Origin of the sequence: Clostridioides sp. ES-S-0049-02, from assembly GCF_020658465.1 — a bacterium.
Taxonomy (GTDB): Bacteria; Bacillota; Clostridia; order Peptostreptococcales; family Peptostreptococcaceae; genus Clostridioides.
Map to the genome: position 1 here is coordinate 154333 of NZ_JACVWG010000005.1, position 23928 is coordinate 178260.

Genomic DNA, 23928 nt, shown 5'->3' on the forward strand with positions numbered 1-23928 from the left:
CCTAAATGGTAGAATCTCTTTTAATTAATTCAGGCTTAAGCATTTCAACTACTGGCTCACAATCATCTTCTTCTAATAAGATTTTAAGTATATTAATCGTTTTTCCAATTAATAAGTCTAATGGTTGTCTAATCGTTGTTAAACTATAACTTTTCCATGAAGCCATCTGAATATCATCATATCCCATTACTGATAAATCCTCTGGTATCTTCAATTTATACTCAAATCTTGCGGCATCCATTACACCCATAGCTATCAAATCACTTGTACAAAAAATTGCTGTTGGAGGATTTGATAATGCTAACATTCTCTTTCCAGCTTCATATCCAGAATCATAATCATAATTTGCAGATTCTTCTTTAAGATTGTGAATTCCGTTTTGTCTTAATTTAGAATAAAATCCAATTTTCTTTTCCATTTCCTCACTTGTTTCTCTTGTAAATTGAATGTATCCTATATTTTTATGTCCCCTATCAATTAGGTATTCAGCAGCCATTCCTCCACCTTCAATTGGGTCTACATAAACTGTACTTATTTTTATACCTGGTATAAAACGATTAAAAAGAATCACAGGAATATTATTTTCTTCACATGTCTCAGCCATTACCTTATTCATAGCTGAAGCTGTAATAATCACAGCTTCCACTTGAAACTGAATTACTCTTGAAATTATATTATCTATTCTTTCTTGTCTAGGAACCTTAAAAACAAGACACTGTTTACCTATTTCTTGAATCTTTTCCACGAATAAGTTAATAATTCTGTTGTAAAACGGACCTAGATTATCACCAACTATCAATCCTATAACATTTGTTTTGCCACTAATCATTCCTCTTGCAACTAAATTGGGAACATATCCAATTTCATCTGCTACACGGAAAATTTTTTCTCTTACTTCAGGTTTTACACCTTTTCCATTTGCACTACCAAATGCCCTTGAAACTGATGACTGCGATACTCCTGCTAATTTTGCAACATCTTTTGAAGTAGCCGATTTATTATAATGAACTTTCTTTTGATTCATTTAGTATTTCTCCTTAAACATCTTGTATTTCTTTTTAAACATCTTGCATTTCTTTTTAACGCCCTTTACTTCTTATTAAACATCTTGCATTTCTCATTAAAATTGTATTAAAAATAAGATTATATATTGGACAACGAAAAAAACTAACACAATTAACTCTTGTTTACCTAAAGAAAATGGCAATACAGACACTCCATCTACTTTATCTATTCCTTGTGAAATAAGTTCTTTTCTCATACCAAATACAGTATATTTTTTAATATCTTCTATATTATGATTATCCTTTAAAATGATACTAAAAATATATCCAAATATTAATGTTATTGTAGCACCTATTGCTGGATTCCACAACCAACTCACATTATATTTATTAGAAATAAAAAATCCTAAAACTAATCCTATGACAAAACCAATAGATACCCCTTTATCATGAGCTTTGTATGTAAACATAGCCAATATAAATGCACCTGTAGCTGGACCAGCAAAATATGAAATATAGTTACCAACAAGGTCAAGAATTGATTTGATGCTTCCTCCAAATCCCATAATAATAAAACATGTCATAACAATACCTATAATCATTGTTATAATCATCGTGACTTTTAATGACGATTCCTCATTATCTTTTTTAAAATAAAACTCATAAATATCCTTTGTAAAAACAGTTGTCATACTATTTAATATAGAGTCAATACTAGACATAGCCGCTGCAAATACACCAGCAATAATAATTCCAATTGCCCCTACTGGAAGTTCATTCAAAATAAAAGTAATCATTATTTCATTTGAAGTTTCAAATGTTCTTCCCTTATAATAAACAAATAAAATCACTCCTACTAATAACATAAAATAGTAAGCTAAATTCATAACAAATGCACTAACTACAAAAGAATTTTTGGCTCCTTTTAAAGATTTAGATGTCAAAACTCTTTGAACTTGAGATTGGTCAAAGCAAAAATATCTTATCCACATTACAGTTCCGCCAATCAGAGTAGCCCAAAAAGTATTTGTAATTGAAACATCCATATTAAAATCAAATGTATTTAATTTACCACTCTGTTGTGCAATTTGCAATGTATCAAAAAAGCCAAGATTCATTCCTTTTAGTGCTGTCATACTTACTATAAATACAGCACCTATTACTACTAACATTTGAATACTATCAGTCCATATAACTGCTTTAATTCCCCCTAGTAGTGTATATATAATTGCTACACATACAACTATTGGAACCAAAATATAAAGTGACCAACCAGTGATTATTTGAATAATAAGTACTGGTATATACACCATAGAACTCGCTTGAATCAATGAATTGATAAAAAATTGAATAATAGTTAAGCCCCTTGAATAATTGCCTAAACGAAGTCCCATATATTCATATACAGATGTTATTTTTAATCTATAAATAACTGGGGTGGTAATGCTCAGTGCAAAAAATATTGCTAAAGGGACTGTAATGTTAACCATTACTGGATACATTCCATCCATATATGCCCATCCAGGCCCCCCTATAAATCCATTAGCACTAATCATAGTAGCAGCAACTGACAAAGCTATTGGAATCCATGGCATTGACCTACCTGCTAAGAAATAATCTTCTTGATTTTTATTATCTTTTCCTGAATAATAACCAATAACCAACATTAACAGCAAATATCCTACTATAATACACACATCGATTACTGAAATCATAAGCCACCCCTTTCTAACCAACAAAATAGTTCTTAGAATTCTACTCTTTCTTGTTTAATGTTTCTGGTAAGAACAGCCATACAATAGCACCTGCTAAAAATACTGCTGTTGATATATAAAAAATAGTTGTCATACCTAAAGCACCAGAAGCTGTACCAGCTATTGCAGGAATTGCAAATGTAGATATAATTCTTCCTCCATTAAATGACATTCCAGAGGACAATGAACGATATTTACTTGGGAATAATTCTGTATAGTATGCTCCCCATGCTCCAGAATATCCAACAGCAATTCCTAATAATACTGATATCATATAAAATGCTGTTGTATTATTTCCTCCTAGTTTTGTATATATAAATACAAATACTGCTGCTAATGCCATCCCTATAAAAGGTACTTTTCTTCCAAATTTATCTGCTATTGAACCCCAAAATAAATATCCTACTAATTGCCCAATTCCTTGTAAACTATATATAGAACCTGCTACTGCTGCTGTCATTCCTATCCCTGTTACCAAATATGTAGTTGCATTGTTTGAAAATGCTGAGTATGCTGTGAAGTTAGCACCTGATAAAATAATTGTTCCTAGTCCAATCCACAAATATTTCCCCTTATACATACTTACATAGCTAATTTTTTCACCTGTTTCTTTTCCTTTTTTAACTAATTCTCTTGTATACTCTGAATCATCTGGTACAAAGAAAAATGCCAAAATAGCTCCAACTATAGGTGGTATAATCGCAGTATACATTAATATTTGCCAATTTGCATCACCTAAAAATCCATACACTTTCCCACCAAAAATCATAGCTAGTGAAAATAATGCAGTTAATACAGCAGCTAACTTACCACGATATTTGCTTGGAAACATATCTGCAACTAGAGGCATAGCTGTTCCAAATACACCACCCAATACTACCCCTGTGCATAAACGTGCAATTTTCCACAATATAATATTTGTAGGAGATAACATTGGAATAAAAGTCGTCAACCCAATTAATAAAGCTACACTAATTAAAGTTTTCTTTTTACCAAGCTTTGTAGAAATTACTCCAAAAATGAATGTACCTGGAATTGTACCAAAGGACATGACAGCAAATATTTCTTCTGTCTGTTTTAATGAAAACCCAAATCCACCTTCTGCCAAAGTATAAATCATTGTTGGTTTAATAAAGGTACCTACCATAAAGTTATAGCAATAGAAAAAGTATATTAAAGCAATCGAAAAAAATGCAATTCCCCTTTTTAGATTTGAATAATCTTTTCCTAGTATAATATCATTTTCTATCACATCTGTTGTTTTCATATTATTCATAATTACCCCTCCCTTACTATTAAGCATACTATTGCTAAAACTTTAAATTTTTACTTTTCATACATATTTCTTGCTTAAATTATATAACAAGAATACTTATTATATAATTTCTAAAAATATTTATACTCTAAACTATCTTACTCTTCTACACCCATGTACATCTGCTTCAAAACATCCATACCATCAAAAGTCATCCATTCTTCCTTTACCTTACCTTGTAGTACATGATAATGATTAATTCCCATTACCTCTACATGCTTACCAGAAGGTTGTCCAAAAAATCCAATGCCTTCATTTATTCCACGCAGTCTCCATCTCACAGATACATCATATCCTTCATTTTTTTCCTTTTGATTACAAGTTACTCTTTCTACTTCATAACTGCCATTTGGAATTGAAGCAAGTAAACTTACAATCATTCCTTGAATCTCATCATACCCATTTAAATCTTTATCACATATGAAATGTACTACTGCATTATCGTGATAGTACTTTTTAACTTCATTTATATATTTATAATTGTAAATACGACTTGTCATCTCAAGCATCATTTCACCAACAGAATCATCTTTAGCTTGATACTTTGCTGGCATAAATTGACCATCCATAGACTCACAAATACCATAAGTTGATTGTAAACTCAATACTTTAGATGCACTTGCCTTTGCCATATTTTTTGCCACTTCTTGAGGATTTAATCCTAACTGAGTAACAATCCATAGATTATCTCTAACTAGCCATTCTTCATGGATTCTATTATTCGTAGTAGCACAATCAATTACAGTTCTAAAATTTATCTTTTTTCCAGTTGCTGGAGCAAAATTACTGTCACCTAAATTAGTTGCTGTCGACAAAACACGATGAGAAGACAAAAAACCATCAGCACCAAAATTAGACCATATTACATTTTGACCAATCAGCCTTCTATCTGGAAACGCATGTAAAGTTTGAAGAGTATTTGAGATAACATCTTTTATACCAACTAAATTAGAAGAACCACAGTGCATTGTTACATTATTGTGATATGTATCATAAATAACTCCAATACCTTTTTCTTCCCAAATATTATGTGTAATTTTCATAATATAGTCTACAAAATCTCTATATTTGGAATCAAATCCAGGTAACTTCTGCTCCCTTTTTGTTTGATTTGAAAAATCATTATAATCCATTACTCCAACAGGTGTTACTTCTAGTGAATCTCCATAGTAAATTTTTGTAGACTCCATATTTGTTTCTCCCTTCAATGTAATTTCTTCAGCTTTTTTAATAGTATTATTCTCATTGATTTTATCTATATTAGCTTTATTTACTTCAACATTATTAGCTTTATTTACTCCAACATTACTTAATTTAATCTCATTTATATCAACTTCTTTTGCTTTTGCTTTTTCTTTATCTTTTTCTCTTACATCATTTTTATCAATATACTTCAATTTACATTATCTCCTTCCTTGAATACGTATTCAAAATTAATTATTAAAAATTAAACATTAAAAATACTTTTAGTTCTTTCAAGAATATCAAGACCTTGTTGTTTTAACCAGTATGGAATATCAATCAACACCCAATTTTCTTTAAGTTTATCTCCTTTACGATAGTAAACATCAACGACTTGCATATCTGCCTTAACCTCTCCACCTGGCAATCCTAAAAATCCTCCACATGGGATATTGCTTAAGTTAGGCCATCCAAAGAAACAAGCAAAATTACCTTCTGCGAATCTACATACATGTCCATTAAAAGTCTTTCCTTTTAAATTATTTCTAAATGGCAATTGATGTTGTTCTTGATATCTAGGTATAGTATAAGAAGCTCCAATCCCCCCTGGTCCATACCAAATCATATCTTTAGCCCATGATTTTTCAAGTATCTCTGGTGGGCATCCCATAGAACCACTGTCATTTAGTTCAGACAAATCATCTACCATTTTATTGACTAATGCTAAAGTCTTAACCCCCTCTACTTCATCTGCATCTTCAAAAAGTAATCCATTATGGTCAATTGGTCCTGGATATACAAAATATGAACCTGTTTGTGGTGGCAATGGATTGACACCTGCCTGAATCATAAATCCAATTATATCTACAAATAATCCAGTTTTGGAAATTCTACCATCCTTCACACAGTTAAATTCCGCATATCTTAAGCTAATCATCTTGCGAGTATGCTTAATCCCAAGCCAATCATTATCAAAAAGTCCCATAAAATGACCCATACTCATTACCCACTCACTATTATCAATTTCATTAGTACCTGCAATGAAGATATCTTGTCGTCTTTGCATATTACTCAATGAATGCTTTAAAGGCTTCCAAAATATATCTGCTACATTTTCAACTCCTTTTTGTTCACGAAATGGATATACGCCTCTCCAGTCATAATCTGACTTCATGTGCTGTTTTAAAATTTTTTTAATTTCATCTCCATTGGCATTTTCTAATGCTTCAAAGTAATTTCTTACAACTCTTTTTGATTCTTGATATTTTCCCATGATTATATCCTCCCAAATTTATAAAGTATAATCTAACTTTATTGACTTGTTATTGCATACGTTTTCTTTTTTATAGCCTTTTTATCTATTTTAAGGCTATTTTATGAATACATATGCATTTTTCTAAATATTAACATATATCTAAAAAATTGTAAAGAAAATGTTATCATAAAAATGTAAATTGTAACTTATATCTACTCAAATTTATATGTTTTTAATCATTCCTAATAAAACTAATCTTTATCTCCCATATTTATTGAAATACTTGCACCAATAAACAACTATAAAAAAATAAAGGTGACAGTCTTTTTAAAGCTATCACCTTTTTGATTTAGTCAATAATATGTTTTTATTTGTATTCTGATATTTATTTTTTAACCTTTAATTTAATTGTTTATTTATTGAATTTCTAACCCTATTTTTTATCAGTATCTTTTTTTTCACCTTTAATTTCTTCTTTAGTATTATTTTTATTAACCTCTTCTACTTGTTCATCAGTTACTGTTTTAGATTCATAAATTTTTTCATATTCTTTTATATTATTTTTCTCAGTATCTGATTTATTTTCAGACACTATTTTTTCATCTACATTTTGGTTTTCAAATCTTCCACATTTCTGATATTCATTGTTTTCTTGATAATTTTTAGCATCAAATTCTTCATTTTCTTTAAATTCTCTGTAAGTTCTTTCATGACCACTTGGTGCAAATCCTTCATGACCTCTATATTCTCTATTGCCATGACCTCCTTCGTATCCTCTTGGTCCAAATCCTTCATGACACATCATTTCAAATATTTTGCACCCTTCACATACATGATTCCATGGATGTCTATGAGGACCTCCATATCCTCTAAATCCTTCTCTTTTATCTTTGTAATAATTCATATTAACTCCTCCTAATTAACTCGATTTTTTCTATTAATTTATTTTTTCAGTTTTATTAAGGTACCTTATCTATTTTTAATTATAAAGGTACCTTATAATTTTGTCAACACTATTTTTAAGGTACCTTTGTATTTTCTTCAATTTCTTTTATTTTCTATTTTCAAAATGAAAAAAATTAGGGATACTCCTACTAATAAAATAATTATTTAAAAAAAGTGAACCATTTATAGTAAAATTTTATCTAATAAGTGTAAGGCAAAAAAGTAGCGCTACGATTTGCATAGAAAGGTAGGAGTACAATTGGATAAAACTACATTTATTAATAATATTCTTGAGTCAGAACAGACTTTGTATCGCATATCTAAGTCTATTTTAGGAAATGACCAAGATTGTGAGGATGCTGTCAACAATGCTATTTTAAAGGCATATGAAAAATTAGACTCACTAAAAGAACAACAATATTTTAAGACTTGGTTGATTAGAATAGTCATAAATGAATGTAATTCATTAAGACGTAAACAGTTTAATCTTCTACCCTTTGAAGAAATTCTCAAGAACAAAAAAGTAGAAGAAGATGATGATTACAGTGATTTATATATTGCTATTCAAGGTTTATCTAAAAAAATTAAGATTCCAATAGTTCTTTATTATATCGAGGGATATTCAATAGATGAGATTAAAGAAATATTAGATATACCTCAAGGAACTGTAAAAAGCAGATTATCAAGAGGTAGAAAATTATTAAAAACTAAATTAGAAAATGTGGAGGTAATGTATGAACAAAAACAAATTAAATAATTCATTTCCGAAAGCTCCAGAAAGCTTTCATAATAGATTAAATAAAACATTAAATAGTCTACCAGAAAGAGGGGAAAATTATAAAATGATTAATAATAAAAAACATAAATTACCATTTAATTTATCATTCAAAAAAGGATTAATTGCAACTTTTGCTGTTACTCTACTTTTGGGTACAACAGTTCTTGCTACAGGAGAGATATCTAGTATAATTGGAAAATCAAGTGCTAGGGCTACCTATACATCTATCCCAACTACAGAACAAGTAAAAAAAGACTTTAAATTTGCCCCTAATATAGTTTCTGAATTTAGTAATGGATATAAATTTAAAGGAGCTTATACTATAAATGAAAAAGGGCTTGATAAGGAAGATAACATTTTAGGCGAATTAAAAGCACTTGATTTTACCTATGAAAATGGTAATGATGAAATATCTCTTAAAACATCAAATAATGTACTTGGAAAAGATTCTGAGAATATAAAAGTTGTAGATACATACAAAGATGTAAATATTTCTTATGAGGAATTCAAGCAAAAGTATGTACCAGAAGGTTATAAAATGACAGAACAGGATAAACTTGATGAAAAATCAGGTAAATATGTATTTAGTGAGTGGTCAGGTGATGTGGAAGTTAATGAATATAAATATTTGAGCTGGAAACAAAATGGAGTTTATTACTCATTTATAGTTCAGGACTCAGATTTATCTATGAATAATTTAGTAGAAATGGCTCATGAAGTAATAGATACAAAATAAAGATAAGTAACATAAAACATATCTAACAATTGAATTATTTATGAGTCTATTATTTGTTACTTTAATTTATTTATTAGTAAACATAACCATCTCTTTTATATTAATATTTTTTTTAGAATTTATATATCAGATTTTAACTATTTAACTGCTATACAAATTCTAGCTAAATAATACTACTAAAAAAGCCCTTAAAAACCATCTATTTTGAATTTTAAGGGCTTTAACTTTATCATAAAATACTCATATAAATATTCATTACAAGTACATAATAAATATACAATAATCCTAAAAAATTAGAAAAGAATTAAAATTTCATTATTTTAATATTACTTCAATATTACTTCAATATTATTTTAATATTGTTTTAATATCGTTTTAATATTACTTTAATCTTACTTTAATATTGTTTTAATAAAGAACTTATCTCATCTAAATAATATATGTTTAGTACATGAAGAGCTCTTGTACAACAAGTATAAAGGAGCAACCTTTCATCTTCATTATTATAATTTTTATTGCTTGCATTATATATAATAACCACATCAAATTCAAGCCCTTTAGATAGGTATGAAGGCATTATTAACACGCCATTTATATACTCATCATCATCTTTTGTTATACACTGTACATCATCATCATTCTCTTTTAAGAACTCGTATACTTCTATAGCTTCACGAACTGTTTTTGTTATGATACCAACAGAGTTATAATTTTTCTTTTTATAACCTTTTATATCTTCAATAAGTTTTTTATTCAGTTGATTTTTATCTTTAAAACCGATTATCTTAGGCTCATCACCATGTCTTTCAACATATTCATCATTTATAGATTCAGTAAGAAGTTTTCTTGAAAATCTAGTAATTTCCATTGTTGAACGATAGGTTTTACTTAGATTTATTATACAAGTATCATTCTTTAATATATCATGAATATTATTGTAATCTCCAATATTCATAAATGGATTGATTGATTGGTTGATATCTCCTAATATAGTCATATTTGCAGAATTAAAGAGTTTATAAAATATTTCATATTGTAATGGACTGTAATCCTGTGCTTCATCTATGATTACATATTTAATTTGTGATGTATTTGGGATACCTCCAAGAACTCCTTTTAAATATAAAAGAGCAACTTGGTCCTCATAATAAAGTCTCTTTACACTCAAATTATCCATTGTATAAGTTCTTATATTATCTATAAGATTTTTATCATACTCAATATTCGTTTTATCTAAAAACAGCTCCAAATTCTCAAATAGGTTTTTATAAATGTCTATAAAGTCTAGCTCTGTCATTTTTAAAACTTTAGAATAAATTTCTTTCAAATTTTCTTTTACAATAAGAGTACTTCTTTCTATCATTTCTTCTTTTTCTATATAATTTCCAGATTCTTCAAGTTCTTTAAATACTTCATCAGCCCAAATTTTTTCATATGGTTCAATTAGAAACATTATTCTTGATTTTATCTTTTCTAATCTTCTCTTGATTGGTAGATTTGAATAATCATTAGAAAACAACTCTTGCAAATCCTTAGATGAAATTATCAACTTGCCTCTCACAATAATATCTTCAAAGCATCTATCCTCTGTCTCTAGATGAGTTATATATTTTTTTAATATATTCACAAACTCTGAAGATGTTTTAAATTCTATATTTTCTATCCTATCTCTATATGTTATTTTTTGATTATTATCAAATATATACTCCATCATTTCTGATGGACTTTCTTTTTTAAAATCATTTCCTAATTCTTGATGCATATAGTCTTTAAATGTGGTCTGACAAATATTATCTTCACCAAGTTGTGGTAATACATTTGATATATAGTCGTTAAATATGTTATTTGGAGAAAATATTATTATATTTTTAGATGTTATTTTATCTTTATGTCTATATAGTAAATATGCAATTCTATGAAGTGCTATAGATGTTTTTCCACTTCCAGCGGCGCCTTGTACAATTAAGTTTTTATAATCTTCATTACGAATCACTTGATTCTGCTCTCTTTGAATAGTTGTAACTATAGTTTTCATTTTCTCATCAGAGTTTTTGCCTAAAAGTTCTTGTAAGACATCATCATCAATATTTAGATTGCTGTCAAACATATACTCAATTTTTCTATCTTTTATTTTATATTGTCTTTTCTTAGTTATTTCTCCAGAGATTAATCCTTCTGGACAATCATAACTTGCTTGTCCAATCTCATAGTCGTAAAACATACTTGAAATAGGAGCTCGCCAATCATATACAAGAAAATCATAATCATCATCAATGAGATTTGATAGCCCAATATAACACTTTTGAGTATCAACTTCATTATCTTCAGTAAAGTCAATTCGTCCGAAATAAGGAGATTCAATCATTTTTTCGTATTTATCTTTGAGCTTTTCAGTAAATTCATGGCTCCTTTTTTGATGCTTCATAACATCCATAAATGACATAAATTCAGAAAGTTGTTCTAATCCATTTTCAATAGAAATAGCCCCCAAATCACTCCATAATTCCCTTTGAGTTTCTATAGCATCTTTTTTTAGTTTATCCTTTTCTCTACGTTTTTCCTCAAGCTGTCTGTTAGCTTCTTTAAAAACTTTTTGGAGCCATTCATTTTCAAGATTCAATTCAAAATCATTTAGATTCATATTATAATCCTCCTCAATTGAAATTAACGTTTAATCCGCTATATCAATTATATAGAAGTGAGGATATATTCATAGTCTTAAAAAAACTTTTTATTTATGATATAATTATAGTGGGAGGATAGATAGTTTCTAATCTTCATTAACATCCTTTTCGCTATACTTTTCATCCTTAGATACATTCTGCTCATCAAATTCCTTATTCTTGAAAAACTCTGGATGTTCTTTTACTATCTGTTCAAAAAATCCTGGATGCTGTTTCGTCATTTGTTCAAAGAATTCTTCTCTATTAAAAAAAGCTTGAAATGCTTCCATACGTGGATTGTAAAACTCTTTTTCTTCTTGAGAACTTGGATGTGGTTCCTCATGTGGATTTGGATGTGAACCCATATGCCCCATTCCAAAACCTTCTCTTCCATTAAAACTTAAGCGTTGACCAGGATATGGTCTTGAGTGTGCTCCCATATGCGCCCCATCAAAATTAATATTATCATCATTTTTTATAGTTCTCTCCAACTCATTAGTAATCTTAGTAAGAATATCACTTAGAATACTTTTTTCTTCTTTTTCTAAAATATCGAATATTTTATTAGTTGGGTCTTCTTCCTGCTCAATTTTATTAATTTCATCCATACCCTTTGATGTCAGTCTTACTACCATTACTCTACGGTCTTTTTCTGAAGGTGTACGAGTAATAAATCCTTGATTTTCTAGTTTTGAAAGCAACTCTCCTAAAGATTGAGGTCTCATATCAAGCAAATAAGATAGTTCTTTTTGAGTAATTTCTGGTTTTATTTTTAGCATAGATAATACTCTTCCTTGACCTCTATGCGTTCCTCTAAAAAAACCATGTGATTTATGATTTTGAAGGTGAAATTTATGTAGTAACGATTGTACTTTAAAAAATTGCTCTAATAAATTTTCATCTTGAGTTTCATTCATGATTTTTACCTCCTAAATTAATTATTAATTTTGTAATCATACATTTTACTAATTATATGATTTTTTTCGAATAAGTCCTTTAAAAAGGTACCTTACTTGTATTGAGTATAAGAGCAAGCCTTCGATTTGTCAAATATTTTAACACTTTATTACACTTTAACTGTACTATATTTTAAACTTTTACTAATATTATGCCCCGATTATACTCTACTCATATTTCTTATGTTTAAGCTTTTCTCTCAGGCATTTTGTAGCCTTCTAAAGCTTTATTAATATAATCATTAAAAGGTTTCATAAGTAAGAATTTATCAGTAACCATTTTACAAAATTCATATAAATTGTCTAAGTCACTATCCTGTAAGTGATATTCAATATACCAGCTTTTGTGTTTTAAATACTCTCCTTTAGTAAAATCTTTTGGATATCCTCTTGGAATATTTTTTAGTTTTTCGCCATCTAAAGTAAAATTCTCTGAAAATTTATGATTATACAAAATAGATTCTAATTCATCTGAATGTTTAAGTATATAATCCCTCACTCTTGTTGTTGCATCTGAAAGCTGTGGTGTAAAAAGTCCTGCTCCTAAAAATATATTTTGTGGAGAAATATCTATGTAATACCCTACTGGAATTGGTACTCGTCCAGCAGATGAAATATGTGCTCTAAATGATGGGTTATAAGGTGATTTATCATTACTAAAACGAGTATCTCTATTCAACCTAAATATTAAATCTTTTGCATTTAGATGTGCAATAGATTTATCTTGATAAGCTAAAGCATTAATTATATCTTGTAACAACTGTTCAAATTGCAATGTAGCTTCTTTTTTCCATTCTTTATTTTCCATCATCCACTCTCTTGAATTATTGTTTTTCAGTGCATTTAAAAACTCTAATATACAATTTTTTTTCATAATTTTCTCTCCCTTTTATATTAATTTTATTAATATTTTTAAAAATTATTTAAATACTTGATTGATACTCAAATACCATATAGCTATTTTAAAATACTCATTAATTAATTTTTAAAATTACATATCTAAATAACTTCTAATATCCATACTTAATACTTATTAAAGTTTTGCATCATATTTCAAAAACTTTCTAAGTATTTATAAATTTTTAATTATTGAGTAGCAGTCTGACTGTAAAAAATCTATTAGAAATTTTTTTAATTTTTCACTAGAATAATATGATGGAAGTCTTGAAAATACTGTTGAAAAATTTTCAGCTTCTTCCATAGCAGATTTAAATTTAAATATAGTATTATCATCATCTTTTTCTAGACTAGAATACTCCAAGTTTTTAGGATTTATACGGTGATTAACTATTGCATAATTAATACGCTTCTTGCACTGACATACCCCTTTTCCACTTAATCCACAATACTCATCTAAAAATGAGGCCATTTTCCTCCTAGTTCGTGATAATCTTTGTCTATATGCTTCAGAAGATATATCCAAAATATCAGCAGCAACTTTACTATTTAGTTTAAACATTGTACCTAAAATAAAAATGCATCTACTCTCTACATCCAAGCATTGTAACATTACATTTGTACATGAATATTTTAGTTCTTCTTCAATAATAGAAGTTTCAACATTTTGAGATAAATCAGGTATATCTTTTGATTTGCCATTTTTGATATCAGCTCCATAATATTCAAAACTTAAATGCTGTTTAGAAAACATACTTTTTTTATAATTTTGTAAATGATTGTATGCTATTCTAAATACCCATGTAGAAAAAGAACTTTCTTTTCTAAATGTAGATAGATGAGTAATTACACGTATCATAATTTCTTGACTGGCATCCTCTGCATCCTGTACAGTACCTAACATTCTTAAAGATAAATTAAATACTAAATCCTGTACATCCAATAACAAAATTTCAAGAGATTTTTTGTCTCCTAAAATAGCTCTATCTATCAAATTTTCTATTTCATCTTTTTTTACATTATTTTGTGTACTTTCACTCATAATTTCACCCCCATATTAAATTAGACAATTTAAAAAGTACTTTGTGACATAAAATTTTTATTTTTAGTATATTATTAAAAAATAAAAATACCCAATCAACCTAAATAGTCCAATTGGGTATAAATTCTCTAAAAAATCATTTTGTATTTAAATAATCATCTTTATATTTGAATAATTATCTTTGTATTTGAATTTTTATCTAACTCTAATCTTTATCTAATTCAAATCTTTATCAAGCTCTAGTCTTTATCTAACTCCAACTTTTACTTAACTCTAGCTATTAGAGAAATTGTATTAAAATACTTACCATCTTCTACTTCCATCATTTTTTTATCATTTTTTGCATAAGAATTATCGCAGTTTAGCCAATCTTGCCATGCTTCTTCATGACAACTTAAAGCTTCACATTTCTCTAAAATCACAGACTCCGATTCTGACCAAAGCTCATTCCACCATTTAAGAGAATGAAAATTCATGTTATCTTGCCAAAATGGAATAAGTTCATCAGGTATACAATCTACAAAATCTTGTTTTAATCCTGGCATTGCCATTGCAATTATTCCACCCTCTTTTACAAGAGGCGATATGTGATTTTCCAAAAAACCTTCTTTATTTCCAAAGTAGTGATAAGAATGAACACTTATTACTGCATCAAAAAAACCTTCTGCGTAAGGTAATTCATGTGCCTCTGCTTGTATTGGAAATATTTTATTATCTAAGTTAAAGTCCTTAAATCTTTCATAATTCTCAGTTGGTTCTATCCACAAATCTGTTGCAAATACAGTTGCATCAAATTCATTTGCTAAAAATATAGAAGATATACCTCTTCCACATCCTAAATCTAAAATACGCATTCCCTTTTCTAATTTTATCTTATTTGTCAGTTCCTCTAGTATTTTTATACAATTAGGCCCCATCATATTTTTCATGAGGAACTCTTTGTCATACTTATTACTTTTCGTAAATACCATTCTATCTTTCCTTTCCTTATAAATTATTATTTATTTAAATTGTTTATATTTTAATGTATATACTAATTAATCTATTTAGTTTAGCGGATATTTGACACTTTACCTTTTATTATACCATTTATTCTCATAAATATAATAATTCTATTATTTTAAAATTAATATTTATAATAATTTAAAATAAATACTTATAAAATATAGTTTATCATAATAATACTATAAAAAAACATCGAAAAATAAGTATTCTATAGTGAAATAGGAAAAATAACCTTGATATATGTTAGCTATAAAATATGAACAAATAAAGAAGCAGATATGAATAGATTTTGGAATATCTAAAAAATCTAACTCCAAGACAATTTTTTTAAATTCTCCAGAGAGTATTACGATACTACATTATAAAGCTAATTAAGATATTATTCTAAAAACAATAAAATAGGCAGTCAGTAAACACAAATTTTTACTGACTGCCTATTTTTGTTTAATATCTATTATAAATCTTCTAAATAATACTTTCCTTCCAAGAATTCTGATTCTAGCCCTAGATTTTTGAAGTAATTGACTAAAGACATACATGCAAATTTTTCTGTAGAATAATGAGTAGCACCTATAACATTAATTAAATTCTCTTTTGCAATTCTATGAAATTCTAATACTGGTTCAAAATGTTTTAAAGGCTTGGTAAATCCAGTAATATATAAATTTATACCAAGCTCATCAACTTCACTTGCTACAAATGGGTAACTTCCTCCCCCTGCTGCAATAGCTACTAAACCATCTTTTAAAAAAGAGCTTCCATAATCATATAGTTTCACATCATGTCCAACTGCTTTTTTAACAAGCTCCTTAATCTCTTCTACTGACTTTAAGGATGTTTTACATATAACTCCTACCTTGATTTTATCATCATATTTGCAGAATGGTTTGACAATTTCAAGACCTAAAGCATTTGCAAAACTAACAGAAGTTGAATAATCACTATAATTGTCTAATGGAGAATGTAATACATAAAAAGAAATTCTACGTTTTTTCATCTCTTCCATATAAGATAGTGGAATATCATGAAATGGAAAACCTTCATCACATGCTATATATCCCATTGCATGGTGTGAAAAAAGTAAGATATCTCTTTCATCTTTATCTATGATTTGCTGAATTATTTCTTTATCTGGAAAAGTAACTGTATATACTTTATTAATGTCTTGAGCATTATCTAATACTAAACCTATGTATTTTTTCTTAAACTCTGGAGTAATAAAATCATTTTCAAAATTCATAAAACTCCAATCATCATCAATATTTTTAATATCAAATTCTAAGTCTAACTTTTTATAAAGTTCTTTTGCTTTAATACTAATCACTCCTTTACAATAATATTTAACTAATATCTATTTATACAAGAGTTCTATAGTATACTTATACTTTAAAAATCAACTATATTTCAAAACACTATAAATATTCACTCATCTTAAAGTATAATTTATTTTTCTAGTATACATTCTATCTCAATACTCTTGTCTAGAAATATCTTTTCATTTTAATTTACATCATTAATCTTGTCAAATACTATTATTTTATATGATTAGATTTTTTGGAGGCTTTTTCTTAACTTCAATAATCTTTAAAATATCATCAAGCTCTTTCTCATTCTCCACTCTATAATTTATCCATCCTCCACTTCCACAAGGGTATCGCTTATTCCAAAATTCATTTGTCTTTGGTAATAAGTTATCCAGTATATCTAATAGCTTGTCTACATCATTACTTCCAATTTGAATAGTTGTTGTAAAGCAATCTTTCTCAAAAAACACATAAAATAGATGCATTGTTTTATGTGAATACTTATATCCCCAGCCATAATTATTTCCAAAAGGAAATCTTAATTCTTTACGCAAATCATATTTTTTATCTAATAAATTCTCAAGATGCAAAATAAGATTAAAATGTTTTTTGCCAACATACTCAGAAATCTCTTTTTCTGATGGCATAACACTTTTATTCAACATTCTTTCATACAATTTTAATCACCACTTTTGATTTATTTTTAATCTAAAAATACTAGTAACAAAATTATTCACTCCTTTTACATTCCTCTACAAATTCAATTGGATGTTGAATAATCTTAGAAACTTCTTCTACAGAATACCCTTCATCTAAGTATCTTCTGGCTATAACTTCCATAGCTTCTCCTACCTCAATAATATGCTTATCAGGGTCATAAATACGCACTACTCTCTGTTTCCATTCATATTTTAGTGGTTGGTGAACATACTCTACATCTTTATATGATTTAAGTTTTTCAATAAATTTATCAAAATCATCAGCTTCAAAATAAAGTTCCATATTGTGTGATTTTTTCACAACTGTATCTGGATTTAGTCCTGTTAACCATGCGAAATCCTCTTGTATTGCAAATCCTCCACTAAAAGTTACATTTTTCCCTAAATCTAACACAACTTTTTGGTCAAACAATTCTCCATAAAACTTTTTTGACACTTCTACATCATTTACTGCCAATAATGAACATTGATATTTCATAAATATCCCCCCTAATTTTTATTATTATTTTATTGTACCAATTTAAACTTGAAAGCTATATGTCATATTTATAAAAATTATGAAATTATGTATTCTACACAACTACAATCCATATGCAAAAAGCTACCCTAAAATATAGTTATTTAATTGATAACTAAAGGTAGCTTTTTATATTGAATTAATAGAATTGTCCATCATTAATTTACACTCATATTTAATTTTATTTTGGTTCATATTACAATCCACTTATAATTTATAATTTTCAAATACAGATATACTACATATCATAAATATACTGTATATGATTTATGTTTATATTATACAAAATTTTGCTTTAATTTTGCTTTAAGATTGTATTTTTATAATATTTAATTTACATATAATCTATTAAATTACATAAATCACCAATCTAATGTTTTACTTATATTATACAAGCTCACAAAATTTCTAAAAATAAGTTTTCATATTTTTAGGTATCATGTTTTATTTTACAAATAGCTACTATTTTTCTTTAATCTTATTTTCTTATTTTTATTTAATACTTCTTAACCACTCTTCAATAAAAAGTATATCTTTTTCACTTATATTATCATCTGCATGAAGTGATAATAATAAGCTTTTTATAGAGGAATCATGAATATTACTAAAAAATTCTCTCGTTTCAACATTCAAGTAGTCCTTTTTATTAATTAAAATCTCATACTGTGTATGTTTATTTACCTTTTTAGAATTTAAAAATCCTTTAACTACTAATCTAGATAAAATAGTTAAAGTTGTCGTTTGCTTCCATTGATATTTTTGCTCCATAGCTAAAATAATATCTTTTGATGTTATTTTGGAATCTACTTTCCATATAAATTTCATTATCTTCAATTCTGATTGTGGCAACTTTTTTATTGGCATAATAAACCTTTGCTACTCAGAATACAGACAAGCAATATTCACAGTAAAATTTTCATCAATTTAATTGATGTTATATTCATCTAAATTACTGTAATTTTATAAGATTTTCTCAATCTTAAATTCTAAAGTTAGCTATTTGTACATAATAAACATGTGTAAATAGTGTCAGAATTACTTTATATTGCTTAAGTTTTATGAAATATCTTGTACTCAGCTATATACTTCTGGATACTTGTCTCAGTAGCTCTCCCTTCTTTTAAATTTTTCTTTCTAGTTTTAAGCATTTATATTTTAGTAATCTTACTTCTTTTAATTTTGACTTATTGCTTCTCTAGCTTTTAAAAAAAGAATCTCTCATTTATGATTTTTATAATCCAAACCTTTTCCTCAACAGCTCTTTATAGCTCTAATTTAATTCAACATATCTAGACATCTATACTTTATATCACTAAAAATCAGACACCAAAACTCTACTTTAGTAGAGTTTATATGGTCAAAAAATGTCTATTTAAGATGCTCTTTCGCTCTAAATACAAGGTTCTACTAAAATATTCCTCTAATAATTACATAAAAGTTCTTCTAATTAAATCTGCTCTTAAAATCTGATTCTCTTCTTCTCAAAATTAAAAACTACTATATTATAATTCTATTTTAGTAGAATATTTTTGTCAATAATATTTTAAGTATTATTGAAAAATATTAAAAAAAAGGGAACTATTTAAAGAGTTTAACAGTCTTACAATAATTCCAAAATATATTATTCCTATGAAAATTTTGATACCATGAGTAACTTAGCTCTAAGCGCATAAAGCAAAAGTTACTATTTTATTTAATAAAACTTGACAAGAAAAGAATTTATATTTATTCTACTACGATAGAACATTTTTGTCAATAAATAATAAAATTATTTTCAAAATATTTTCATTGTTCACGCTTATTTATTATTTTATCATAAAATTTTACTTTACTAGTGGTAATTTTAAAGTTATTTTTAGACCATGACAATCATCACTTGTGATATTTAATTTACCTTTATGTGCGTTTATAATACCTGCTACTATTAAAAGACCCAGACCATGATTCTGACCTTTAGCATATGCATCACTCAAATTATATTGATTATTCAATAAATAACTAATTTTATCTTTGCTCATACCTTTTCCATCATCTTCAATAGTTATATAACAAAAATCTAAATCAGACCTTGAAACTACATTTATATTACACCCATGTTGATTGTGAGTTATACTATTTTGTATCAAATTGCTAATAGCTCTTTTTAATAACTTTTTATCTGCATCTATAATAATATCTTCATCCAATATATTAATCTCAATATAAAAGTTATTATCCAAATTATTATTTATAAAATCAGAAACAACCTCTCTCAAGAAAACAGAAACTCTAATTTTACCACAATCCAATGGTTGCATATTGTATTCCAATTTAGAGACTAAGTTAAGGTCGCTTACTAATTCCCTAATCTTAATACCTTGATTACATATAATAGATACTTGCTCATGTTCTCTTTGAGAAAGATTTTTACTTTCCTCAAGCTCTCCAGCATATCCTATTATCATTGAAAGTGGTGTTCTTATATCATGAGATATTCCTGCAATCCAATTAGACCTAGCTTCTTCTCTTTTTCTAAGCTTTGCATTTTTTTCCTGTAATTCTCTAGATACAGAGTTAATAGATTTTGAAATATCACTAAGTATTCCCTTTTCTTGAAGAAATACTGGCTCGCCCTTTGAAATAAGCTTCATCCCTGTAATAATTGGCTTTATAGATTTTACCATTTTTAATCCTATGAACAAAGCTATTAAAAAAGTAATTATTGCATTAAGCAAAAGCATAACTAATATTAACCTTGGAAATTGCTCTATTTCTCTAATGGTATAAGTAAGGTTAAACCTAGTATACTTGTCTTTTGGATATCCTGTAACTAGAAGCCCCTCAGGATGCTCCCATACATACACAGGATAGTCTTTTAAAAAGAATTTTGAAAATTTAGCTACATCCGTTAAAGTATAATGCTTTGGTATTTCTTTGGGTAAATCATACTCCCATATTCTGTCCCCATTATCATCAATTAACATCGCCCAAGCTTGATTTTTATGTAACACATCTTTGCTAGATTCATCCAAAACAAATTTACCATCTTTTGAGGTTAACTTTTCTTCAAGCATCATTAAATTTGCTTTAGTCTCTCTGCTAGTGCTTATATCCGATTCTCCCAAGTATGGATATATAAAGGTTACGTATGAAAATATCAAAAATCCTGTTATGTTTAAGATAATTAGAAATAATGAAATCAAGATGCTTGAACCTATAAATCGCCTCAATATATATTTTACACTATCCAAAGTTAAATCACTCCTCTTGAAATCTTCCTATGGCATAAATCAATTAACAATTAATTTATATCCAAGCCCTCTTACTGTAAGAAGATGCTTAGGAGAAGATGGTGCTTCCTCTATCTTTTCTCTAACTCTCCTAACATGTACCATAAGAGTATTTTCATACCCATACATGTCATCTCCCCATATAGCTTGACATAGTGCATCACTAGTAACAATTCGCCCTTTATTTTCATACAACTTTAAAAGCAGGGAATGTTCTTTAGCAGTTAAAGATATTTCTTGTCCATCTTTTTTTACACATGCAGTATTTAAATTTACGACAACAAAATCTCCTAGTTTAAATACTGGCAACTCCTCTTCCTTCATAGGAATATATACACGATTTAGTATACCTATTAACCTTAAAGTAAGTTCTTTAGGTAAAAATGGCTTTACTATATAATCATCAGCTCCTAAACCCAAACCAATCAATCTATCTTCATCCTCTCCTCTTGCAGAAAGAAAAATAACTGGTATCTTAGACGTCTCTCTAATTTTTCTCATAATAGAAAATCCATCTCCATCTGGCAATACTACATCTAAAATTGCACAGTCTGGTTTTATATTTTTAAATACTTTCACAGCTTCTTCATAACTAGAGGCTAGAAAAATTCTATTAAATCCATCTTTTCTTAAGATTTCATCTATCATTTTTAATAATTCTTTATGGTCATCAACCACAAGTATTTTTTTATCCTTTATTGTTTCCATAATTATCACCCTCCATAAGTATATCATATACCCATTTTTATAACTTTACCCCAATAGACTATTTAAGGTTATCGTAAGGTAAACTTCAGCTATCTGAAATGTAAGTACTTTATTGTATTAATATAAGCTACAAACACTACTATATGTAAGTCATAAAAATTCATACTAAATTATAGAAAAGAGGATAAAACATATGGAAATGATAGTTAAAACAAACAGACTTTCAAAAGAATACAATAAAATATTTAGAGTAAAAGACTTAGACCTTAGAGTACCAAAAGGAGCTGTATATGGCTTTTTAGGCCCTAATGGTGCTGGTAAATCTACTACTCTTAAAATGCTACTTGGACTTGCAAAACCTACACAAGGAAATATTAGTATTTTAGGTAAAGAGTTAAATGATAAAAACAGAATATCAATTTTAAATGATATTGGCTCATTGATAGAATCTCCATCATATTATGGACACTTGACAGGGCTTGAAAATATGACTATTATGCAAAGACTATTAGATTTACCTAAAAAAAATATACATGAAGCCTTAAAAATAGTAAGACTAGAAAATCAGAAAAATAAGAAGGTCAGTCAATATTCACTAGGTATGAAACAACGCCTTGGCATTGCCATGGCAATAATGAAGTTTCCAAAACTATTGATACTTGATGAACCTACAAATGGACTTGACCCAGCTGGAATTGAAGAAATTAGAGAACTAATAAAATCTCTTCCAGAAAAATATGGCATGACAGTTCTTATTTCTAGTCATCTTCTAAGTGAAATTGACCAAATCGCCACATCAATAGGAATAATAAATCATGGTGAACTTGTTTTTCAAGATAGTATAAAAGAACTTCATGATAAAGGTCAAAGTCATATTGCTATTAAAACACAAAATCCAATATCTGCTCAAAAACTTTTAAATACACAAGGATATATGTCACTTATACAAGATGGATATTTAACTATTGAAAATTTAAAAGATACAGATGTAGCTAAAATAAATAACATACTTGTACATTCAAATATGGATGTATTTAGAATAGAAGAACATAAAAAGAGCTTAGAGGATATATTCCTTGAACTTACTGGCAAGGCGGTGACTTTATAATGAAATATCTTAGTTTAGAATTTTATAAAATTAAAAGAAAGAAAATTATTTTGATGACATTTTTATTTGTAGCTGTTGAAATAATATGGTGTATCATGAATTCAAGTAGAGCTCTTACAAAGAATCCAGACATGCTAAGTGGATTTGAATATTCATACATGATTATGAGTTTTACAAGTTTAAATGGATTATTTTTTCCTATCTTAATATCAATAATTACTTCGCGAATAAGCGATATAGAGCATAAAGGAGATACATGGAAACTTTTAAAGTCTTCTGCTACACCCTTAAATAGTATTTATTTTTCTAAATTTTTATGCTCTACTATTTTGATATCATTATCTATACTTATACAAATATTGGCTATTTTAGGTTTTGCATCTTTTAAGGACTTTATCGAACCATTTTCTATGTCCTTAATTGTCAAATATACCTTAGGTACGATACTAGTTAGTATAGCTATAATAGCACTGCACCAATGGGTTGCAACTGTATTCCAAAATCAAATGCTTGCTGTTACACTTGGTATGTTAGGTAGCTTTATAGGTTTAACATCAGGACTATTTTTTCAAGGTATTCGTAGATTATTTATATGGTCTTATTACATAGAATTAACGCCTCTAAATTATGCTTATGACACTGCCCTTGGTTCATCAGTTTACAAAGTAAATATGAATTTTTCAATGACTGTTTTAATCTTCTTTGTTGGAATGTTAATTTATTATATTGGAAAAAATCATTTATTAAAAAAGGAAATATAGGAGGGATTTA

Annotated in this window: 21 protein-coding genes; 4 read left to right on the top strand and 17 right to left on the bottom strand. The window is 27.8% G+C overall.

Annotated features, from left to right (window positions below; translation table 11 throughout):
• Position 1: 1 nt before the first annotated feature.
• The 6 genes from IC213_RS13090 to IC213_RS13115 form a co-directional block, all read right to left on the bottom strand.
• Positions 2-1024 carry a LacI family DNA-binding transcriptional regulator gene (locus tag IC213_RS13090; protein ID WP_227483025.1) on the bottom strand — a complete coding sequence of 341 codons (1023 nt, stop codon included), beginning with the start codon at positions 1022-1024 and terminating at the stop codon, positions 2-4.
• Positions 1025-1120: 96 nt separating this feature from the next.
• A complete protein-coding gene (locus IC213_RS13095) occupies positions 1121-2719 on the bottom strand; it encodes a sodium:solute symporter (protein ID WP_227824700.1) in 1599 nt (532 codons plus the stop codon).
• A 40-nt stretch (positions 2720-2759) separates the two neighbouring features.
• Positions 2760-4034, bottom strand: coding sequence for an MFS transporter (locus IC213_RS13100; RefSeq protein WP_227831302.1), 1275 nt, complete (start codon positions 4032-4034; stop codon positions 2760-2762).
• Positions 4035-4171: 137 nt separating this feature from the next.
• Complete coding sequence (locus tag IC213_RS13105) at positions 4172-5470, bottom strand: ester cyclase (RefSeq protein WP_255613352.1); 1299 nt, start codon at positions 5468-5470, stop codon at positions 4172-4174.
• Positions 5471-5520: 50 nt separating this feature from the next.
• Positions 5521-6528, bottom strand: coding sequence for a nuclear transport factor 2 family protein (locus tag IC213_RS13110; protein ID WP_227483027.1), 1008 nt, complete (start codon positions 6526-6528; stop codon positions 5521-5523).
• 415 nt (positions 6529-6943) lie between these two features.
• Positions 6944-7414 (bottom strand): hypothetical protein, encoded by a 471-nt coding sequence (locus tag IC213_RS13115; protein ID WP_227863148.1) that lies wholly within the window; start codon positions 7412-7414, stop codon positions 6944-6946.
• 300 nt (positions 7415-7714) lie between these two features.
• On the opposite strand from IC213_RS13115, the gene IC213_RS13120 reads away from it, so the two are divergent.
• Together IC213_RS13120 and IC213_RS13125 are read left to right on the top strand one after the other, a co-directional pair.
• Entirely contained in the window at positions 7715-8212 is a 498-nt protein-coding gene (locus IC213_RS13120; RefSeq protein WP_227433496.1) for an RNA polymerase sigma factor, read from the top strand.
• Positions 8190-8969 carry a hypothetical protein gene (locus IC213_RS13125; protein ID WP_227834749.1) on the top strand — a complete coding sequence of 260 codons (780 nt, stop codon included), beginning with the start codon at positions 8190-8192 and terminating at the stop codon, positions 8967-8969. The genes IC213_RS13120 and IC213_RS13125 overlap by 23 nt, the downstream gene beginning before the upstream one ends.
• A 397-nt stretch (positions 8970-9366) precedes the next feature.
• On the opposite strand, the gene helD is transcribed toward IC213_RS13125, so the two are convergent.
• From helD to IC213_RS13180, 11 genes are all read right to left on the bottom strand, one after another.
• Positions 9367-11610: an RNA polymerase recycling motor HelD gene (helD, locus tag IC213_RS13130; protein WP_227863149.1), complete on the bottom strand. Its 2244-nt coding sequence runs from the start codon at positions 11608-11610 to the stop codon at positions 9367-9369.
• Positions 11611-11739: 129 nt separating this feature from the next.
• Positions 11740-12549: a MarR family winged helix-turn-helix transcriptional regulator gene (locus tag IC213_RS13135; RefSeq protein WP_227483030.1), complete on the bottom strand. Its 810-nt coding sequence runs from the start codon at positions 12547-12549 to the stop codon at positions 11740-11742.
• A 226-nt stretch (positions 12550-12775) separates the two neighbouring features.
• The gene (locus IC213_RS13140; protein ID WP_227483031.1) at positions 12776-13462 is read right to left on the bottom strand and encodes a DUF2461 domain-containing protein; all 687 of its coding nucleotides are present in this window, start codon (positions 13460-13462) and stop codon (positions 12776-12778) included.
• 198 nt (positions 13463-13660) lie between these two features.
• Positions 13661-14527 (bottom strand): RNA polymerase sigma factor, encoded by an 867-nt coding sequence (locus tag IC213_RS13145; RefSeq protein ID WP_227483032.1) that lies wholly within the window; start codon positions 14525-14527, stop codon positions 13661-13663.
• Positions 14528-14790: 263 nt separating this feature from the next.
• Positions 14791-15498 (bottom strand): SAM-dependent methyltransferase, encoded by a 708-nt coding sequence (locus tag IC213_RS13150; protein WP_227433502.1) that lies wholly within the window; start codon positions 15496-15498, stop codon positions 14791-14793.
• A gap of 488 nt (positions 15499-15986) precedes the next feature.
• Positions 15987-16856 (bottom strand): Nif3-like dinuclear metal center hexameric protein, encoded by an 870-nt coding sequence (locus IC213_RS13155; RefSeq protein WP_227483034.1) that lies wholly within the window; start codon positions 16854-16856, stop codon positions 15987-15989.
• A gap of 213 nt (positions 16857-17069) precedes the next feature.
• Entirely contained in the window at positions 17070-17501 is a 432-nt protein-coding gene (locus tag IC213_RS13160) for a DUF3788 family protein (protein WP_227863150.1), read from the bottom strand.
• 64 nt (positions 17502-17565) lie between these two features.
• Complete coding sequence (locus IC213_RS13165) at positions 17566-18033, bottom strand: VOC family protein (RefSeq protein ID WP_227483036.1); 468 nt, start codon at positions 18031-18033, stop codon at positions 17566-17568.
• A gap of 531 nt (positions 18034-18564) precedes the next feature.
• Positions 18565-18936: a BlaI/MecI/CopY family transcriptional regulator gene (locus IC213_RS13170; RefSeq protein WP_227483037.1), complete on the bottom strand. Its 372-nt coding sequence runs from the start codon at positions 18934-18936 to the stop codon at positions 18565-18567.
• 959 nt (positions 18937-19895) lie between these two features.
• Entirely contained in the window at positions 19896-21302 is a 1407-nt protein-coding gene (locus tag IC213_RS13175) for a sensor histidine kinase (RefSeq protein ID WP_227483038.1), read from the bottom strand.
• 39 nt (positions 21303-21341) lie between these two features.
• Entirely contained in the window at positions 21342-22049 is a 708-nt protein-coding gene (locus IC213_RS13180; protein WP_227824693.1) for a response regulator transcription factor, read from the bottom strand.
• A gap of 193 nt (positions 22050-22242) precedes the next feature.
• Between IC213_RS13180 and IC213_RS13185 the strand changes: the two genes are divergently transcribed.
• Together IC213_RS13185 and IC213_RS13190 are read left to right on the top strand one after the other, a co-directional pair.
• Entirely contained in the window at positions 22243-23157 is a 915-nt protein-coding gene (locus IC213_RS13185) for an ABC transporter ATP-binding protein (RefSeq protein ID WP_227433510.1), read from the top strand.
• Positions 23157-23918 (top strand): ABC transporter permease, encoded by a 762-nt coding sequence (locus tag IC213_RS13190; protein WP_227483040.1) that lies wholly within the window; start codon positions 23157-23159, stop codon positions 23916-23918. Before IC213_RS13185 ends, IC213_RS13190 begins: the two co-directional genes overlap by 1 nt.
• Positions 23919-23928 lie beyond the last annotated feature (10 nt).

Bases quoted from the DNA above. Each gene is read 5' to 3' on its own strand.
- IC213_RS13090 (WP_227483025.1), bottom strand. From the start codon at position 1,024: ATGAATCAAAAGAAAGTTCATTATAATAAATCGGCTACTTCAAAAGAT.
- IC213_RS13095 (WP_227824700.1), bottom strand. From the start codon at position 2,719: ATGATTTCAGTAATCGATGTGTGTATTATAGTAGGATATTTGCTGTTA.
- IC213_RS13100 (WP_227831302.1), bottom strand. From the start codon at position 4,034: ATGAATAATATGAAAACAACAGATGTGATAGAAAATGATATTATACTA.
- IC213_RS13110 (WP_227483027.1), bottom strand. From the start codon at position 6,528: ATGGGAAAATATCAAGAATCAAAAAGAGTTGTAAGAAATTACTTTGAA.
- IC213_RS13115 (WP_227863148.1), bottom strand. From the start codon at position 7,414: ATGAATTATTACAAAGATAAAAGAGAAGGATTTAGAGGATATGGAGGT.
- IC213_RS13125 (WP_227834749.1), top strand. From the start codon at position 8,190: ATGAACAAAAACAAATTAAATAATTCATTTCCGAAAGCTCCAGAAAGC.
- helD (WP_227863149.1), bottom strand. From the start codon at position 11,610: ATGAATCTAAATGATTTTGAATTGAATCTTGAAAATGAATGGCTCCAA.
- IC213_RS13135 (WP_227483030.1), bottom strand. From the start codon at position 12,549: ATGAATGAAACTCAAGATGAAAATTTATTAGAGCAATTTTTTAAAGTA.
- IC213_RS13140 (WP_227483031.1), bottom strand. From the start codon at position 13,462: ATGAAAAAAAATTGTATATTAGAGTTTTTAAATGCACTGAAAAACAAT.
- IC213_RS13145 (WP_227483032.1), bottom strand. From the start codon at position 14,527: ATGAGTGAAAGTACACAAAATAATGTAAAAAAAGATGAAATAGAAAAT.
- IC213_RS13150 (WP_227433502.1), bottom strand. From the start codon at position 15,498: ATGGTATTTACGAAAAGTAATAAGTATGACAAAGAGTTCCTCATGAAA.
- IC213_RS13160 (WP_227863150.1), bottom strand. From the start codon at position 17,501: ATGTTGAATAAAAGTGTTATGCCATCAGAAAAAGAGATTTCTGAGTAT.
- IC213_RS13165 (WP_227483036.1), bottom strand. From the start codon at position 18,033: ATGAAATATCAATGTTCATTATTGGCAGTAAATGATGTAGAAGTGTCA.
- IC213_RS13170 (WP_227483037.1), bottom strand. From the start codon at position 18,936: ATGCCAATAAAAAAGTTGCCACAATCAGAATTGAAGATAATGAAATTT.
- IC213_RS13180 (WP_227824693.1), bottom strand. From the start codon at position 22,049: ATGGAAACAATAAAGGATAAAAAAATACTTGTGGTTGATGACCATAAA.
- IC213_RS13185 (WP_227433510.1), top strand. From the start codon at position 22,243: ATGGAAATGATAGTTAAAACAAACAGACTTTCAAAAGAATACAATAAA.
- IC213_RS13190 (WP_227483040.1), top strand. From the start codon at position 23,157: ATGAAATATCTTAGTTTAGAATTTTATAAAATTAAAAGAAAGAAAATT.